Here is a 16230-nt window from a genome sequence, read left to right as displayed (position 1 = left end):
CAGCTGTACATCGCGGTCGGCATCTCGGGGGCGATCCAGCACCTGGCCGGCATGAAGGATTCGAAGGTGATCGTCGCAATCAACAAGGATCCGGAGGCGCCGATCTTCAGTGTGGCTGATTACGGCCTGGTGGGTGACCTGTTTGACGCGGTTCCTGCGTTGATTGAGGCCTTGTAGAACGGCTTGTGAATTTTTCCGCGAATCCGGGCGGTGTCAGATTCTGGATTCGCACCTGCTCAGTCGCATCAAATCGTCAGCGGTGATAGCCGCACTTAATGGAGAGTATTCCTCATGATTTCCACTACCGATCCGCACATCAATCGCAAACCGAGAAATATTGCCCAGACGGAATGGGACACGCGCGTGCAACTCGCTGCAGCATATCGTCTGGCGGCGAAGTTCGAGTTGACGGACCTGATCTATACACATATTTCGGCGCGTGTGCCGGGTACGGACGACCAGTTCCTGATCAATCCGCACGGCTGGTTCTTCGATGAGATCACGGCATCGTCGCTCGTCAAGATCGACGTGAACGGGAAACCGATTGGCGATGACCGTTTCGAAGTCAATGCGGCCGGCTTCACGATCCATAGCGCGCTTCATCAGGCACGGCACGATGTGGAGTGCGTCGTACATCTTCATACCACGTACGGGATGGCAGTCGCGGCGATGGAATGCGGGCTGTTGCCGCTCAACCAGATCAGCATGCAGTTCTACAACCGTGTCGCGTACCACGACTACGAGGGGATCTCGCTCGATCTCGATGAACGCCAGCGCATTGTCAAATCGATCGGGGAAAAGGACTACCTGATCTTGCGCAACCACGGACTTCTGACGACGGGACGTTCGGTCGCAGAAGCATTCACGCGCATGTACTACTTGAACAAGGCATGCGAGATTCAGGTAGCGACGTTGTCGGCGGGACAGAAAGTGACGATTCCTTCGCCGGAAGTGTGCGAACACGCGGCAAAGCAGCACGACGACTACGCGTACCTTGATACCGTTCACCTCGACCGGGAGTGGACTGCGTTGCTGCGTCTTCTCGATCGCGATGGCGGCGGCTATCGAGCATGAGTTGAGACGGTGCTGCCGTTGGCGACGCCACATGGAACGTGGGCGGTCTAATTGCGCTCAAGTAATATCGTTGCGTCTGGCGAGTCTGCGGCAGCCGCTCGGAAAAGATCTCGTGAATACACAGTTTTCAAGCAGCCAGGATCAAGTGTGTTGGCGTATCAATTCGTGGCGACGCGCAGTGTCGAGTTGACGGGACTCCGATTCCCCTTTCCGTTGAAGTGGTACGCCGAACGCGGATTTCTCCGTATTTCGAATGAAGGACGTGGCGAACTGCTTTTCCAGGGTGGAAATGCCGACGTACGGGTCGAGGAGTCGTTCGACATTCGAATGACTCCCGACGAGACAGGTGCGGTTGCAGGTCGCCTGGAACTCGACTTAACGGTGAAGTCCGCGTTGACGGAGCCGGAATGGGGTGATCTTGCCGCGGCGTACTCGGGGAGCCGACGAGGCTTTGGAGTCGCACTCACGCAGAATATGTTTCAATTGCCACGGTACGCCTGGACGCTCGAGAAGGTTGCGTCGAAACTGGATATCAAGCCCCGTGCATTGCAGATGACGTTGTTCAGGGAGTGCTATAGCTTTGATTCGGCACTGAGACGATGCCGCCAGCTTGACATGTTGCTGCAAGAGGGCAATTCATACTGCGACTGCCTGATTTTCGAACGCGTCGCCGAGAAGCAGGTTTCATACGCATTGAAGCAGGCATAGCCGGGTACTCCGGTCGCTGAAGTATGTCGCAAGCCGGGGACCAGCGACGTTTGTGCAAATGTTTCGGCTTCGCGCGAGTCGAACGCTCGTGCCGTTCAGGACAATCGGTCGTGCTCGACGTCGAGCAGGCAACATCGAAGTAGCGCACGCGCACCTACGTTTCCTTGTGACGGCGCGCGTTCAGATTCTTCAGCCGCCCCGTCACCCCGGGGTGTTCTGATGCAGGTTGTTGAGACTCAAGGGAAAGCAGATGCGCCCTCAGGTTGCTTCCTTCCGTTACGTTGTGCGCCTCCGACAGCCTTCCGGCTTCGTCGATATCCTTTGCGAGCAGTGCTTGAACGATGGGTCGATGTTGGTCGATCAGATCTTGCGGGTCACTCGCCAGTTGGTCGCTCGACCGAATGAAGATGCGGATCTGCCGCTCGACGATCTCGTATTGGGTTCGAAGCCGCTCATGATCGGCAAGCTCGATGATCGACTTGTGAAGAGCGAAATCCGCCTCGGCAATCGCCTCCGCATCGGCGCGTGCGCAACACTTCTCCAGCGTCGCGAAACGGGAGTTGATGGTCTTGCGCTTGTGACTGTCGAGGCTCGATGCAACGAGCTGTGCCGCGAGTCTCTCCAGACTTGACCTCAAGGTGTACAGCTCCCACGCATCTGTAGAAGTCAGCGCGACAACCGTCCAACCGGTGTATGGCACCAGTTTCGTCAATCCTTCCTTGGCCAGTTGATGCAATGCCCCCCTTACAGTGGCGCGGGAGAGATCCAGATGCGCGGACAACTGCACTTCGGTGATGCGGGAGCCTGCTGGTATGTCGCCGCGGGTGATGGCTTGCCGTAGCACCTCGACTGCCTGCGCCCCCATGGTTTGCTTGACGACTTTAGGGATGGCAAGGACTGACGACATTGTGTGGGCCGACCGGGAAGAGGGATTTCGGTTTTACCGGAAAGGGTGACGGGTGTTGCTTCAGCAAACCAGATCATTGTAGCCAATAAACCTTCCATGCCGAAGCGAGCGCCGCCTTCGGGTCAACCATGCCCTGGCACGTGTACGTGGATGTGAGGGAAAGTAGTAGAATGTCGGCAACATGTCGACAATGCTTCGGCCCCGGAGCCACTTCGACACGCAAACGGGATTCGTTATGGCAAAGGTGGCAAAGGTGGCGGGGCAAGAGCAACCCGCCGAGGCAACAAAGGAAACGGGTACAGCGCGCGTCTATCTGACGCTGCGCAACGAAATCCTGACCATGAAGATCGCTCCAGGCACCCATCTCGATGAGTTGGGCGTGGGCGAGCGGTTCTCCGTGTCTCGCTCGCCGGTTCGCGAGGCGCTCGTTCGACTGTCGGCCGAAGGCCTGGTAACGATTCTGCCGAATCGCGGAAATATCGTCACGCCAATCGATTTTCAACGTGTCCCCGAATTTCTTGACGCGCTGGACTTGCTGCAGAGGGTCACGCACCGGTTGGCGGCCTTGCATCGAACCACAGACGATATACGCGCCATCCACGCCGCGCACAAGGCGTACCTGAAGGGGGTAGCCGAGAGCATCAAAACCGGCGATAGCCTTCCCATGATCGAGCGCAACTTCGACTTCCATATGGCCATCGCGAAAGCGGGGCGCAACATCTATTTCGCGGACCTGTACCGGCGTTTGCTCGACGAAGGGCGGCGGATGCTGCACCTGCATCTGAAGTACATGGCGCTGGATCCGGCCATCACGCCGGAAGGGATGGCGGCCCACCATACCGAGATGCTGCAGGCTATCGAGGAAGGAGACGCCGATCACGCGGAGGCATGCGCTCATGAGCACGCGGTGCAGTTCAAAGGCCGCTTCATGGATTTTCTGGATCGCAACCTCACCGCGCAGATTCCGGTCAAGTTTGCGTCCAGGAGCCAGTCGCGCAATGCGACGGACGAGCGGCAGGGGAACGCCCGTTCCAGACAGACGAAGGCGGCAAAGGAAACCAGCCCGTCATGTAGCTGATCTCTGGCGCCAGGCGCCAGAATCGTTCCGCAATTCATGGCAACAGCCGGCCGCAAGCGCTAACGGCCGGCTTCCCTCACTCGCTCTCGCTGCCAGGCGCATTTTTCTTCGACGCCAGCTTTCCGCCAACCGCCCAATTCACGTGTGGCACCTCGGCGAAAATAACCTGCACATCCTGAAGCGCGCACTTTGCGATGCGAGCGGTTTCGCGGGTGAGCACGTCTGCGAGCTCGATTTTCTGTTCTTCCGTCCTGCCGGACAACATTTCCAGGGTGAGGATAGGCATTTCAGTTATCCCTTGAAGGTTACGCGGGTTGTGACGCGTATGCCTGATACGCCGTGCTGACGAGCCAGCCGCAGTCGATCGGCAACGTGACGCCCGTGATGGCCGCCGCCTCGGGCGAGCAGAGGAAATAGATGGCGTCCGCTACCTCGGAAGGCTTGACGAATCGACGCAGTGCCGACTTGCTGATGACTGCATCGGGGTCGCGTTGCCCCGAATCGATGCGCGCCTGCATTGCCTGCGTCAGCGTATAGCCTGGTGCCACCGCATTCACTCGTACCCCCTTGGGACCCCATTCCGCCGCGATAGTCTCCGTCAGCAGCTTGAGCCCGGACTTGCCGACCGCGTATCCAATCTGCGCCGAAGGGCGAAACGTCGTCAGCGAACAGAGGTTGACGATAGACCCTTGTCCCGCTTCGCACATGAATTTCCCAAAGGCTCGTGACGCGATGAGCGTACCGCGCACATTGATCTGAAACAGTCGATCGAATTCCGCCAGTTCGAGGTCGAGCAGGCGCACCGCGTTCTGCAGGATACCGCCTGCGTTCACTAATGCATCGGGCACACCTTGTTCTCGAACGACTGCATCGGCGAAGCGGGTGACAGAGGCTTCATCGGCCAGATCCACCTGGAAGAACCGTGCATCGATGCCGGTCTTGCGCAGTGATGCGACCACCTTTTCCCCACCTTCGGCGTTGACGTCCGCGACGGCCAGCCGCCAGCCGGCCCGCGCGAAGCGTTGCGCGGTTGCTTCGCCGATCCCGCTCGCGCCTCCCGTCACAACAATCAGGTTCGATTCGTCTTTCATAGTGCCTCGCTATCTCGATGGAAACGACCACGCCGGACAGGCTTGTCGGCGTGAAGTCGATCTTATGTCGACAATATTTTCACGGTGGCTCGCCATCTGTCAAGGCTCTTTGCCAGGGCTATTGCCGATCAGGTTAACCACCTATTTGACGCTGAAACCCATGTCCGACAAGGACTTTGGCCGTACTCGCAGGCAACTTATTTTTTTTCGACTTTGACTTTGTCGTCATTTGATCGACAATGCGTCCATGGAAGGGCGATGCATTTTTACCGCGAAGCAGGACTTTCCGCGAAGCAGATAATTGGCGCCAATAATCCATACCCCGCCGAAGTTCGGTGTTCGCATCGCGAACTTCCGTGGAGTTTGCTGTGGTCTTTCAACTAGGTAACGAGGGCCTCGTCCGGAACTCGGCTCGAGGACTCGAGAAAATCGGGAATCGATATGGCAAGCGCAAGAATCGGCGTCGACATCGGCGGTACTTTCACTGACCTTGTGTTGCTCGACGATGAGGGCAACGTTCACTTCACCAAGGTCTCGTCCACACCCAAGGCGCCCGAAGAGGCGGTGCTCACGGGTGTCGAGCGCATCCTTGAGCAGTCCGGTCTGGCGACAGCCGACGTGAAGGAAGTGCTTCACGGTACGACCGTCGGGTCAAACACGATGCTGCAGAAGGTGGGCGCGAAGTGCGGTCTGATCACGACCAAAGGCTTTCGCGACGTGCTCGAGATCGGGCGCGTGCGCACTCCGACGATGTTCGATCTGTCGTGGGACAAGCCCGTGCCGCTCGTGGAGCGCCGCTACCGCATGGAGATCAACGAACGCGTGCTGGCCTCGGGTGAGGTGCTGCGTCCGACGCCCGTCGACGAGGTAATCAAGGCGGGTGAGTTCTTCCAGAAGGAAGGCGTCGAATCTGTCGCAATCTGCTTCATCAACTCGTACAAGAACGGTGCGAATGAAGCCGCCGCGCTCGAAGCGTTTCAGCGCGCGTTTCCGGACATCAGCGTGACCGCTTCGATTTCCGTACTCCCGGAACTTCGCGAATATGAGCGCACGTCGACGACGGTCGTGAACGCCTATGTTCTGCCTGCTCTTCGCACCTATCTCCAGCGTCTGGAAACGGGCCTCAAGCGAATCGGCGTGAAAGCGCCTTTGCTCGTGAGCAATTCGAACGGTGGCCTGTCGAGTGCCAGGAGTGCGCAGGACACGCCGGTGTTCTTTATTTCCTCGGGACGTTCCGCAGGCGTGGTGGGTGCCGGCCGTCTCGGCGATGCGCGCAAGGACAAGGATCTCGTCGTGTTCGACATGGGCGGCACGACTGCATCGGCATCGCTCATTCACGATGGGCAATTGGCGCGCACCAACGAGTACGAGTTCCGCGCCGGCATCTCGACGCCGAGCCGTTTCATCAAGGCAGGCGGCTACATGATGCGCGTGCCGACGATCGACGTTGCCGAAGTAGGCAGCGGAGCGGGTTCGATCGCCTGGATCGACGCGGGTGGCTTGCTGAACGTCGGACCCGTGTCGGCGGGTGCCTTTCCGGGGCCAGTCTGTTACGGCATCGGCGGCGACAAGCCGACCGTGACCGATGCCAACGCGATCCTCGGCTTCCTGCCGCATCGCCTGGCCGGCGGCACGATGGAACTCAAGATCGCCACCGCGCGCGACGCCGTCGAGACGCTGCTCGCCAAACCGCTCGGCATTGAGGTCGAGGAGGCAGCCGTCGGCATCCGTGAAGTGGTCAACGTCAACATGGCGCGCACGATCAAGGCAGTGACGGTCGAACGCGGCGTCGATCCGCGTGACTTCACGCTCGTGGCCTTCGGTGGCTCAGGGCCGGTTCACGCCTGCGATCTGGCGCGCGCGCTCGACATGAAAAAAGTGGTTTTTCCGGCGGCGCCTGGCGTCTTCACTGCGATGGGCATGCTGGCGGGCGCGGTTGAACGCTACTTCGTGAAACCGTCGCTCAACCTGCTGGACTCGCTCGACATCGATGCGCTTGCTGAAACGGTTGCGCAAATGCGTGAAGACGCGCTTCGCGCGCTCGCGGACGAAGGTTATCCGGCGGATCGCATTCAATACGTTTTCGATCTCGACATGCGCTTCAAGGGGCAGGACTACGAGATTCCCGTCCCGTTGCCGGAGCAGTTGAACGAATCCACGCGCGAGACATTGCGCAAGGCGTTTCGCGACGCTTATGCAGGCATCTACGGGTATGCATCCAACGATGCCATCGAATGCGCGAACGTTCGTCTCCTCGCACGCGGCATCGCGACCAGCACGCTCGATTTCAACGATATCCGCAGCTCGAAGGCGTCTCGATTCGAAGCGTCGGCAGCCACGCGTCGCGTCTACTTCGATCGCCAGACGGGGTGGGTCGATACGCCGATCCTGGCGCGCTCGAAGCTCGACCAACCCATCACGGGCCCCGTCATCCTCGAAAGTTCCGACACCACCATCGTCATTCCGCCGGGCTGGCGCGTGAGTACCGACAAGGTGGGCAGTGTCATCGCGTCGATCGAATGAATTGAATGGAGCAATCATGACCCAACGAAACGTTGACCCAATTACCTTTGCCGTCGTCAAGAACGCGCTGGACACGATCGTGGACGACATGGCATTCGCCGTGATGCGCACCGCGCGTTCGCCCATCATCCGCGACGTGCTCGACTACTCGGTCACGATGTGTGATGCCGCCGGCCGCATTCTCGCGCAGGCGAAGACCGTCGCACTGCATCTCGGCGCCGTGCCGGATGCGGTGGACGTCATCATCGACAAGTTCGCGGCCACGGTCGAGCCGGGTGACGTGATCATCCTGAACGACCCGTACGAGGGCGGAATGCATCTGCCCGACATCTTCATGTTCAAGCCGATTTTCCACGAGAAACGCTTGCAGGGATTTTCGGTCGTGATCGCGCACCACTGCGACGTAGGCGGGCGCGTACCGGGCTCGAATGCGGCGGACTCGACAGAGATCTTCCAGGAAGGCCTGCGCATTCCGCCGACAAAGCTCTATACCCGTGGCGAGCCGAACGAAACGCTCATCAACATCATCAAGAAGAATGTGCGTTTGCCCGACCTCGTGCTGGGCGATCTCGACGCGCAACTCGCGACCTGCAACATCGGCGAGCGGGAACTGCTTCGCCTGATCAATCGCTATGGCGAAATGAACCTGCAGGCCTATTTCGACGAGTTGCTCGACTATGGCGAGAGGCTGACGCGTCGCGCGATCGAAGCATGGCCGGACGGCGTATACGAGTTCACCGATTACATCGACAACGACGGATTCACCGATGACGCGATCCCGATCAAGTGCGCGATCACGGTGGAAGGTTCGAAAGTGAAGGTCGACTTTGCGGGCTCGTCGCCGCAGGTGCGCGGTGCGATCAATTCGACGCTGTCGTTCGTGAAGTCGGCAACGTACCTGAGCGTGCGGTGTGCGCTCGATGCCGATGTCCCGAACAACGCGGGCGTCTATCGGTGCATCGACATCACGGCACCCGAGGGATCGATTCTGAATCCGCGCATGCCGGCACCTGTTGCCGCGCGTGCGCTGACGGGGTATCGCGTGGTCGACTGTGTTTTCGGTGCGCTCGCACAGATTGCCCCGAAGAAGGTGATGGCGGCAGGCGAGGGCGGTAACACGGTCATTGCGCTCAGCGGTTACGACAAGGAAGCGAGCGAGCCGTTCATTCTCGTGGACATGATCAACGGCGCGTGGGGCGGTCGCTTCAACAAGGACGGCATCGAAGGCGTGACGAACCCGTCGCAGAACATGTCGAACATGCCGATCGAAACGCTCGAGGCGCGCTATCCGATCATCATGGAAGAGTACGGTTTCGCGGCCGACTCGGGAGGCGCGGGCGAGTATCGCGGCGGCCTGGGTCTTGTTCGCGAGTACCGGATCGAAGCGGAGGAGGTGGTCGCGCAGATTCGTTCCGACCGCGCATCGCACGCGCCGTACGGGTTGTTTGGCGGTGCGCCAGGCGCGTGCTCGGCCAACTACCTGCGCTCGGACGAAGGGCTGTCACCGCTGCCCAGCAAGTTCACGCGAACGCTTCATCGCGGCGCGATCATTCGCCACGAGCAGGCGGGTGGCGGCGGGTATGGGGATCCCGCGGCGAGAACGCTTGATCGTATCGAAGCGGATCTCGCAAACGGAAAGATCACGCGCGAATACGCGGAACGTCACCACAAGGTCGTGTTCGACGGTGAGCGCATCGATCACGCGCGCTCGAAAGCCGGCCGTCGCGCGGATTGACAGGGAGAAGCCAGATGAGTCAAAGCCTGAAAGAGCGCTTGAGCGCACTGGGTATCGATCTGCCCCAGACCGCACCCAAGCCTGGTGCGAATTTCCTTCCTGTCAAGCGAGTCGGCAATCTTCTTTACGTATCAGGGCAGGTACCCGTGCGTGATGGCGTGGACCAATACGTCGGCAAGCTCGGGCGTGACGTGACGATCGAAGACGGTCAGGCGGCTGCCCGCCTGTGCGCGGTGAATCTGCTCGCTCAAGTCGATCGTGCGCTGGAAGGAGACCTGAGCCGACTGGCCGGATGCGTGCGACTGGGAGGGTTCGTTAACGCGACCGAGGATTTCACCGAGCATCCCAAGGTGATCAACGGTGCATCCGATCTCGTCGTCGCGGTGCTGGGTGATATTGGTCGACATACTCGCGCCGCAGTCGGTTGCATCTCGCTACCGCGAAACGTTGCCGTTGAGCTTGAGGGGGTCTTCGAACTTACGTGATGCATAAACACTCGTCGTTTTGAACGTTCGCTTCATCTTCTTTTCTTCTCAGTCAGAGGTCGATCATGTTCCAGATGTCCCGCTTACTCGGTCGCGTAATGATCTGTGCGACTGCATTGGGTGCCCTTGCAACGACTCCCGTTACCGCGCATGCGCAAGCCGATGCGACGTGGCAGAGCGTTAAAAAGGCTGGTGTGCTTCGGTGCGGCATTGCGACTTCGCCTCCGTACACGATGAAGGACCCGAAAACGAACACGTATAGCGGCGTGTTTCCGAACCTCTGCCGTGACTTCGCGGAAAAGGTTTTGAAAGTCAGGGTCGAATACGTGGACACCACCTGGGACAACATCGTCGCAGGCCTGCAGTCGGACAAGTGGGATGTCTCGCTTTCGTTGAACGACACGCCCGAGCGCAGGAAGGCCATCTCGTTCACCGAACCGGTTGTGGATTACAGCGTGACGTTTGCATTCAACAAGAACAACCCGAAAGTCACGAAGCCAATCAAGTCCATTGCGGATATCGACAAGCCGGGCATGACTGTTACCGTGATGTCGGGTACGGCCCAGGACAAGGCCATCTCTGCCGTGCTCAAGCAGGCAACGATCATGCGCCTGCCGGGCTTCGATGAAACGCGCCTGGCGCTGATGTCCAAGCGCGCGGATCTGCTGGCCGACGACAGCATGACGAACCTGTTGCTCACGCGTGCTCATCCGGACTGGGCCGAGGCATTCAAGCCGAATCCGCTTCTCGCGCCGCAGGGGATTTGCTTCGGCATTCGCAAGGACACGCCGGCAGCTGATGTTGCGGTGCTCAACCAGTTTATCGAAAGGCAGAAGCAAGCGGGGACCGTGAATGCATACGTCGACGCATCTGTAAAAGAGACGATCGCCAATACGAAGTGATCCACGGTCGTGTTGACGGAATTGCGAATCCGCAGTTCCGTCATCGGTTCGCGCGGCGATGCGTGGCGTAACGGCACGTTCTGCCCATTTGAATGAAGTCGCGAGCGCCAGCGTTGCGCTCTGCTGGAGAAAGTCCTCATGTTTCTATCTCAGACACACGCATCGCCGATGGTGCACCCGACCAGTGCGGCGAACCTCTCGTCTCTGTCAGCGGCGTCGGGCGACTTCGTACAGTTGAGGAATGTGTACAAGTCTTATGGCGAGAACCTCGTCGTCATGGACCGCATGAGCCTCGATATGCGCGCCGATGACCGGCTCGTCGTGATCGGGCCGAGCGGTAGCGGAAAAAGCTCGCTTCTCCGTGTGCTGATGGGGCTCGAAGGTGTTCAGGGCGGCGAGATTTCGTTTCAGGGCAAGCCTTACATTCGCGGTGCCGATGTCGGCGGCTCGAAGCGGATCGATCCGAAGCTGCAAAAGCAGATCGGCATGGTGTTTCAGCACTACACGCTGTTTCCGCATCTGTCGGTGTTGGGGAATCTGATCCTGGCACCCGTCAAGGTGTGCGGGATGTCGAAAGCAGACGCATCGGAACGCGCACGGCTGTACCTCGCGCGTCTCGGCCTCGAAAGCAAGCTCAACGCTTACCCGAGCCAGCTCTCCGGCGGCCAGAAGCAGCGCGTCGCGATCGCGCGTGCGCTGATGCTGGAGCCCAAGCTCATGCTCTTCGACGAAGTTACTTCCGCACTCGATCCCGAGATGGTGATCGAAGTACAGAACGTGATGCTCCAGCTTGCCGAGCAGAAGATGGCGATGATCATCGTGACGCATGACATGCATTTCGCACGGGACATCGCAACGCGAGTGGTTTTCTGCGCGAGCGGCAAGGTGGTCGAGCAGGGCGCGCCGTCAGAGATTTTCAAATGCCCGAAGGAACCGCGCACGCGCGAATTCCTCGAGAAAGTCCTTCATCTGGATTGAGAGATCGACATGCGCTATCAATTCGATTTCGGGTTTCTTCACGGAAGCTTCGACGCGCTGCTCAAGGGCCTGAAGGTCACGATCGAGCTGGCGCTGGCAGCGAACGTGATGGGGCTCGTACTGGGTTTCGTCCTCTGCCTGATGGTCATGAGCCGCTGGCACATCATCCGCTGGCCCGCGCAGCTCTTCATCGAATTCTTTCGCTGCACGCCTGCTTTGCTGCAGATCGTGTGGTTCTTCTACTGCATTCCCATGATGGTCGACGTCTTCATTGATCCGGTTGCGATGGGCGTTCTCGCGCTCGGGCTGAATCTGACGGCGTTCAATGCGGAGGCATATCGCGCGGGCGTCCAGGCCGTGCCCAAGGAACATCTCGATGCCTGTGTCGCGCTGGGCCTCAGGCCTTGGCAGCGCACGCTGTTCGTGGTCCTGCCGCAGGCCTTGCGCAGTGCGCTTCCGGTGCTGATGACCAACGGGATCGGCACCTTGCAGCAGAGCGCACTGGTTGCGATCGTCGCGGTGGCGGATCTGATGTATGTCGCGAAGAGTCTCGCGACGGAAGCATATCGCCCGCTTGAAACGTATTCGGTCGTGGCGCTCATCTACTTCGCGCTTTCGTTGCCGATCTCGCGTTTGGTCCATGTGATCGAGCGCCGGCAAGATGCGGCTGTGCAGCGTTGAGGAGAAGGGAATGAGCATCGATCTCTCTGTTGTCGCGTCCTACTGGCTGGTATTGCTCAAAGGTCTCGCGCTTACCATCGCCTTTACGAGCGGTTGTGCGGTGCTGGGCAGCCTGCTCGGCTTCGCGCTGAGTCTGTTGAGGATGTCGCCCTCCCGATGGGTCAAGGCACTGACGGCCTTGTATGTGGAGTTCTTCCGGGGGACGCCGCTGCTGATCCAGTTATTCTGGGTCTTCTTCTGCTTCCCGGTCGTGTTTCATTTGCCGGTTCCGCCGTACCTTTCAGTCATCATCTCGTTGACGTTCTACATGACGGCGATCACCAGCGAGACGTTTCGCGGCGCACTCAAATCGATCTCGTCGGAGCAACATGACGCATGCATCGCGCTCGGGCTGACGCCTCAGGTGAAGGTTGTACATGTCATTTTTCCGCAGGCTTTGCTGCGCGCAGTGCCGCCGCTGCTGTCGAACATCATCAGCCTGTTCAAGGAGAGCGCACTCGTATCGTCCGTGGGCGTGGCCGATCTGATGTATGTCGGCCAGAGCGCTTCGAACGCCACGGCGCGGCCCCTCGAATTCTTGACCACCGTTGGAATCATCTACTTCGCCGTCGCTTTCCCCTTGACGCGGTTGGTCGGCGTAGTGGAATCGAGATTCCTGCGGCGTTTTGCGTATTGAGTACACGGAACAATGCGTTCTACCTGAGCCACGGACGACATCAAAGATGAATTCGGTACCTCGCGAGCAATACCCGGCCCCGGACGTAGCTGCTGCATCGCCACGGCAGGCGGCCGTCATCGGTGGCGGAATCGTCGGCACCTGCTGTGCGCTGTATCTTCAGCGAAGCGGCTTCAAGGTCACGCTTGTCGATCCCGCACCACCGGGCGACAGCACGGCAAAGTGGAGTTGCGGCCAGATTTCCGTCGGCGAGATCATTCCCTTGTCGAAGCCGGGCATTCTCCTCAAGGTGCCGGGATGGCTGCTCGATCAAACAGGGCCGCTCGCGCTGCGGCCCGGAGCATTGCCGGGAATCGTGCCGTGGTTCGTGCGTTTCCTGTCGTGTGCGCGACCCTCGAAGATCGTCGAGATTGCAACCGCGATGGCATCCCTCACGACCGACGTCTTCGCGGACTACGCAACATTGCTCGACGCCATCGATGACGATGCGCTGATCGGCCAACGGCCGATTCTCGAAGTGTTTGACAGCGCCGCGGGCATCGAGCACGAACGTCCGCATATCGAGCTCAGGAAGTCGTTGGGGTTCGACACGCAGATCATCGGCCGCGCGGAGATCGACGATCTCGAGCCTGCGTTGAAGGGGCGCTTCTCACATGGCCTGCTGCTTCCGCAATGGCGGTTTGTCAGTGACACGGAACGATTTCTGCAAGCGCTGACGGATCACTTCGTGGCCAACGGTGGCCGCCGCGTACAGAGCGTCGTGGTCCGAATCAACGAGGAGGCAGGTCGCGCCACCGGCGTGACGCTCGAGAGCGGCGAGAGCGTGCAGGCCGAACATCTCGTCGTCGCGGCCGGAGCGGGTTCCCGGCGCTTTTTCTCCCAACTCGGCGTGAGCGCGCCCCTGGAGGGCGTCGCCGGGTATCAGGTACTGGTTCCGGAACCGGAAGTCGAGCTCAAGCATTCCGTCATCTACGCGGACGGCGGATTCTGCTTCACGCCGATGCTTCGTGGGCTTCAGATTGGCGGAACGATCGAATTTGCAGGGCGTAACGCGAAGCCGAATTTCAAGCGCGCGGAAATCATCCTGGCCAAGGCCAAGAAAGTTCTGCCTGAGTTGAACGCAGCAAGACACGAATTCGGAGTGGGCTATCGGCCGTTCCTGCCGGACACCAAACCGATTATCGACCGCTCGGCACGGCTTCCGAATGTTCTGCTGGCGCTCGGTCACGGGCAGCTCGGTTTGACGCTCGGGGCAACCACCGGACGGCTCATTGCGGATCTCGCGTGCGGCCGAACGCCGAAGCAGGACCTCGCGCCCTTCAGCGCACGACGGTTCAGATAAGCGAGCGGCTTGTCTCGGCAGGGCCCTCATGCACAGGTGATCAACAAGGATGGGAAACTGAATCATGCGCTGGAAGAAAAGCTTGCAGCTGGTTGGCGTTCATTGCGAAGGCGAAATCGGCAAGGTTATTACGGGAGGCGTGGTCGACATTCCCGGCAAGACCATGCTCGACAAGATGAACTACATCAACGAAGTCGACGACAGCATTCGGAGGCTTGTCGTGTTCGAACCTCGCGGATGTCTGCAGATGTCGGTGAATCTGCTTCTGGCTCCGACGCGTCCGGAGGCACATGCAGGTTTCATCGTGCTTCAGTCGGACAAGGCGCATCCGATGTCGGGCAGCAATTCCATTTGCGTGGTCACGGCGTTGCTTGAACTGGGCATGGTGGAGATGCAGGAACCGGAAACGACGGTTGTGCTGGATACGCCGGCGGGACTCGTCACTGCTCGCGCGGCGTGCAAGGACGGGCGATGCATCGGCGTGTCTCTGGACATGGTTCCCGCGTTCGTCGAACACCTCGACCTCGCCGTCGAGACGGAAGCGTTCGGCACGATATCCGTCGACGTGGCCTTTGGCGGCGTCTATTACGCGCTCGTCGACGTCGAACAGGTCGGCCTCACGATCGCACCGCAGAACGCTCGTCAGCTCGCCGATCTCGGGGTCAAGCTCCGCGCGGTCATCAATGAGCAAGTGAAGCTTCAGCATCCTCTGTATCCGCAGATCAACCAGCTGGCCTACGTGATGTTCCGCAACCGTGTGTCGGACACGGAATATCAGACGTGCACGACCTTGCCGCCTGGACGCGTGGACCGGTCGCCGTGCGGAACGGGAAGCTCGGCCAACCTCGCGACACTCGCGGCGCGCGGCAAGGTCGACGTCGGCTCGCAATTGAAGTCGATATCGACCATCGGAAGCGAGTTCAAGGTCGAGATGCTAGGGCGAACCGAGATGGGCGGGCGGCCTGCGGTACTACCGCGTATTCAGGGGCGCGCGTGGATCTACAGCATCGAACAGATTGGTGTGGATCCCGACGATCCGCTGAGCGCAGGATTCATGTTGAGCGATACGTGGGGCGAAGGATTCTGAACCTTTAGCGCGGGGTCCATGAGATCTCGTATTCAGGGAACGGCATGCAGATCAGGAGTGGAAATTGAAGCAGAACATGATTACTGGAAAGACGAATGTTCTTTTCATGGTGGCGGATCCAATCGAGCAGGTCAGAACCCCGGAAATCTTCAACAAGGTGTTTCCCCTGTGCGATCTCGATGCGGTGATGGTTCCGCTGCACGTCGAGCCGGCCAACCTGGAAAGCACGATCCGATCGCTGTTCAAGTCGAAGACGACAGGCGGCATGGTGCTGTCGATTCCGCACAAGAATGCGGCAGCGGGTATCGTCGACCGCCTCTCGAACCGGGCAATGACCGCCAACGCCGTGAATGCGATCAGACGGGGCGATGATGGTGGGCTGGAAGGCGACTTGTTCGACGGCACCGGCTTCGCGAAGTCGATGGACCGTTACGCGATGGCGTACCGTGGCAAGGCGGTATTGTTGATCGGCGCAGGCGGCGCGGCCAGCGCAATCGCCGCGGCGCTCGCGGAGGGCCACGCGGCTCGCATCGCGATTTACGATGTCGACGAGGCGAAAGCGCAAAGTCTGGCGCGCTCGGTCGGCGAGCGCTACGGCATTCCGGTCTCGGCGCAGAGTACGAACGATCCTCGCGGCTTCGAGGTGGTCATCAACGCCACGCCGCTCGGCCTCAGGGCCGATGATCCGCTGCCCACGGCGCCGGAGCGGATCGAAAGCTCGGCTGTCGTGTGCGACATCCTCATGAAGAACCAGCCCACCCCATTCCTGAAGGCGGCCATGTCCAAGGGAAACACCGTGCTTCCCGGTTTCGACATGCTGATCCTGCAATCGCCATTGTTTCTCGAGTTTTTCGGGTTGAACCATGCGGCCGAGTTCTTGCGACGCGACGATTCAATCGCTCGCGACATGCTCTTTCCGCCCGAATTGCGTGACCTCGTGCCACATCATGCGTGAGAGAGGGC

General features: G+C 59.8%; 17 protein-coding genes. 14 read left to right on the top strand and 3 right to left on the bottom strand.

The features are described from left to right. The 3 genes from DIE21_RS28920 to DIE21_RS28910 all read left to right on the top strand — a co-directional run. Window positions 1-177 (top strand): electron transfer flavoprotein subunit alpha/FixB family protein (locus DIE21_RS28920; RefSeq protein ID WP_221622403.1); only part of this gene is annotated, 177 nt, incomplete at its 5' end. Between the two features lie 114 nt (window positions 178-291). Beyond that, entirely contained in the window at window positions 292-1074 is a 783-nt protein-coding gene (locus DIE21_RS28915) for a class II aldolase/adducin family protein (RefSeq protein ID WP_124500877.1), read from the top strand. Window positions 1075-1224: 150 nt separating this feature from the next. Continuing rightward, complete coding sequence (locus DIE21_RS28910; RefSeq protein ID WP_124500876.1) at window positions 1225-1782, top strand: hypothetical protein; 558 nt, start codon at window positions 1225-1227, stop codon at window positions 1780-1782. A gap of 154 nt (window positions 1783-1936) precedes the next feature. Here the strand turns inward: DIE21_RS28910 and DIE21_RS28905 are convergent, their stop codons facing one another. Further along, window positions 1937-2689: a GntR family transcriptional regulator gene (locus DIE21_RS28905; RefSeq protein WP_124500875.1), complete on the bottom strand. Its 753-nt coding sequence runs from the start codon at window positions 2687-2689 to the stop codon at window positions 1937-1939. Window positions 2690-2924: 235 nt separating this feature from the next. On the opposite strand from DIE21_RS28905, the gene DIE21_RS28900 reads away from it, so the two are divergent. Further along, a complete protein-coding gene (locus DIE21_RS28900) occupies window positions 2925-3767 on the top strand; it encodes a GntR family transcriptional regulator (RefSeq protein WP_124500874.1) in 843 nt (280 codons plus the stop codon). 76 nt (window positions 3768-3843) lie between these two features. Here the strand turns inward: DIE21_RS28900 and DIE21_RS28895 are convergent, their stop codons facing one another. Together DIE21_RS28895 and DIE21_RS28890 are read right to left on the bottom strand one after the other, a co-directional pair. After that, window positions 3844-4053 carry a tautomerase family protein gene (locus DIE21_RS28895; protein WP_124500873.1) on the bottom strand — a complete coding sequence of 70 codons (210 nt, stop codon included), beginning with the start codon at window positions 4051-4053 and terminating at the stop codon, window positions 3844-3846. Window positions 4054-4072: 19 nt separating this feature from the next. Continuing rightward, window positions 4073-4858, bottom strand: a complete 786-nt coding sequence (locus DIE21_RS28890; protein WP_124500872.1) for an SDR family NAD(P)-dependent oxidoreductase — start codon at window positions 4856-4858, stop codon at window positions 4073-4075. 441 nt (window positions 4859-5299) lie between these two features. On the opposite strand from DIE21_RS28890, the gene DIE21_RS28885 reads away from it, so the two are divergent. The 10 genes from DIE21_RS28885 (at window position 5300) to DIE21_RS28840 (ending at window position 16222) form a co-directional block, all read left to right on the top strand. Further along, window positions 5300-7381 (top strand): hydantoinase/oxoprolinase family protein, encoded by a 2082-nt coding sequence (locus DIE21_RS28885; protein WP_124500871.1) that lies wholly within the window; start codon window positions 5300-5302, stop codon window positions 7379-7381. Window positions 7382-7397: 16 nt separating this feature from the next. Next, window positions 7398-9116 (top strand): hydantoinase B/oxoprolinase family protein, encoded by a 1719-nt coding sequence (locus DIE21_RS28880; RefSeq protein ID WP_124500870.1) that lies wholly within the window; start codon window positions 7398-7400, stop codon window positions 9114-9116. Between the two features lie 14 nt (window positions 9117-9130). Next, the gene (locus tag DIE21_RS28875) at window positions 9131-9601 is read left to right on the top strand and encodes a RidA family protein (RefSeq protein ID WP_124500869.1); all 471 of its coding nucleotides are present in this window, start codon (window positions 9131-9133) and stop codon (window positions 9599-9601) included. A gap of 65 nt (window positions 9602-9666) precedes the next feature. Continuing rightward, a complete protein-coding gene (locus DIE21_RS28870) occupies window positions 9667-10503 on the top strand; it encodes an ABC transporter substrate-binding protein (RefSeq protein ID WP_124500868.1) in 837 nt (278 codons plus the stop codon). A 138-nt stretch (window positions 10504-10641) separates the two neighbouring features. Then, the gene (locus tag DIE21_RS28865; protein WP_124500867.1) at window positions 10642-11481 is read left to right on the top strand and encodes an amino acid ABC transporter ATP-binding protein; all 840 of its coding nucleotides are present in this window, start codon (window positions 10642-10644) and stop codon (window positions 11479-11481) included. 9 nt (window positions 11482-11490) lie between these two features. Further along, complete coding sequence (locus DIE21_RS28860; RefSeq protein ID WP_124500866.1) at window positions 11491-12162, top strand: amino acid ABC transporter permease; 672 nt, start codon at window positions 11491-11493, stop codon at window positions 12160-12162. A gap of 10 nt (window positions 12163-12172) precedes the next feature. Continuing rightward, window positions 12173-12838, top strand: coding sequence for an amino acid ABC transporter permease (locus DIE21_RS28855; RefSeq protein ID WP_124500865.1), 666 nt, complete (start codon window positions 12173-12175; stop codon window positions 12836-12838). A 46-nt stretch (window positions 12839-12884) separates the two neighbouring features. After that, entirely contained in the window at window positions 12885-14180 is a 1296-nt protein-coding gene (locus DIE21_RS28850) for an FAD-binding oxidoreductase (RefSeq protein WP_124500864.1), read from the top strand. 64 nt (window positions 14181-14244) lie between these two features. Continuing rightward, a complete protein-coding gene (locus tag DIE21_RS28845) occupies window positions 14245-15267 on the top strand; it encodes a proline racemase family protein (RefSeq protein WP_124500863.1) in 1023 nt (340 codons plus the stop codon). Between the two features lie 64 nt (window positions 15268-15331). Beyond that, entirely contained in the window at window positions 15332-16222 is an 891-nt protein-coding gene (locus tag DIE21_RS28840; RefSeq protein WP_260432556.1) for a shikimate dehydrogenase, read from the top strand. Window positions 16223-16230: the final 8 nt, after the last annotated feature.

Source organism: Burkholderia sp. Bp9140, from assembly GCF_003853425.1.
In the GTDB taxonomy this organism is placed as follows: domain Bacteria; phylum Pseudomonadota; class Gammaproteobacteria; order Burkholderiales; family Burkholderiaceae; genus Burkholderia.
Note: the sequence above shows the minus strand (reverse complement) of the source record. Positions and strands in the feature narration are given on the sequence as shown.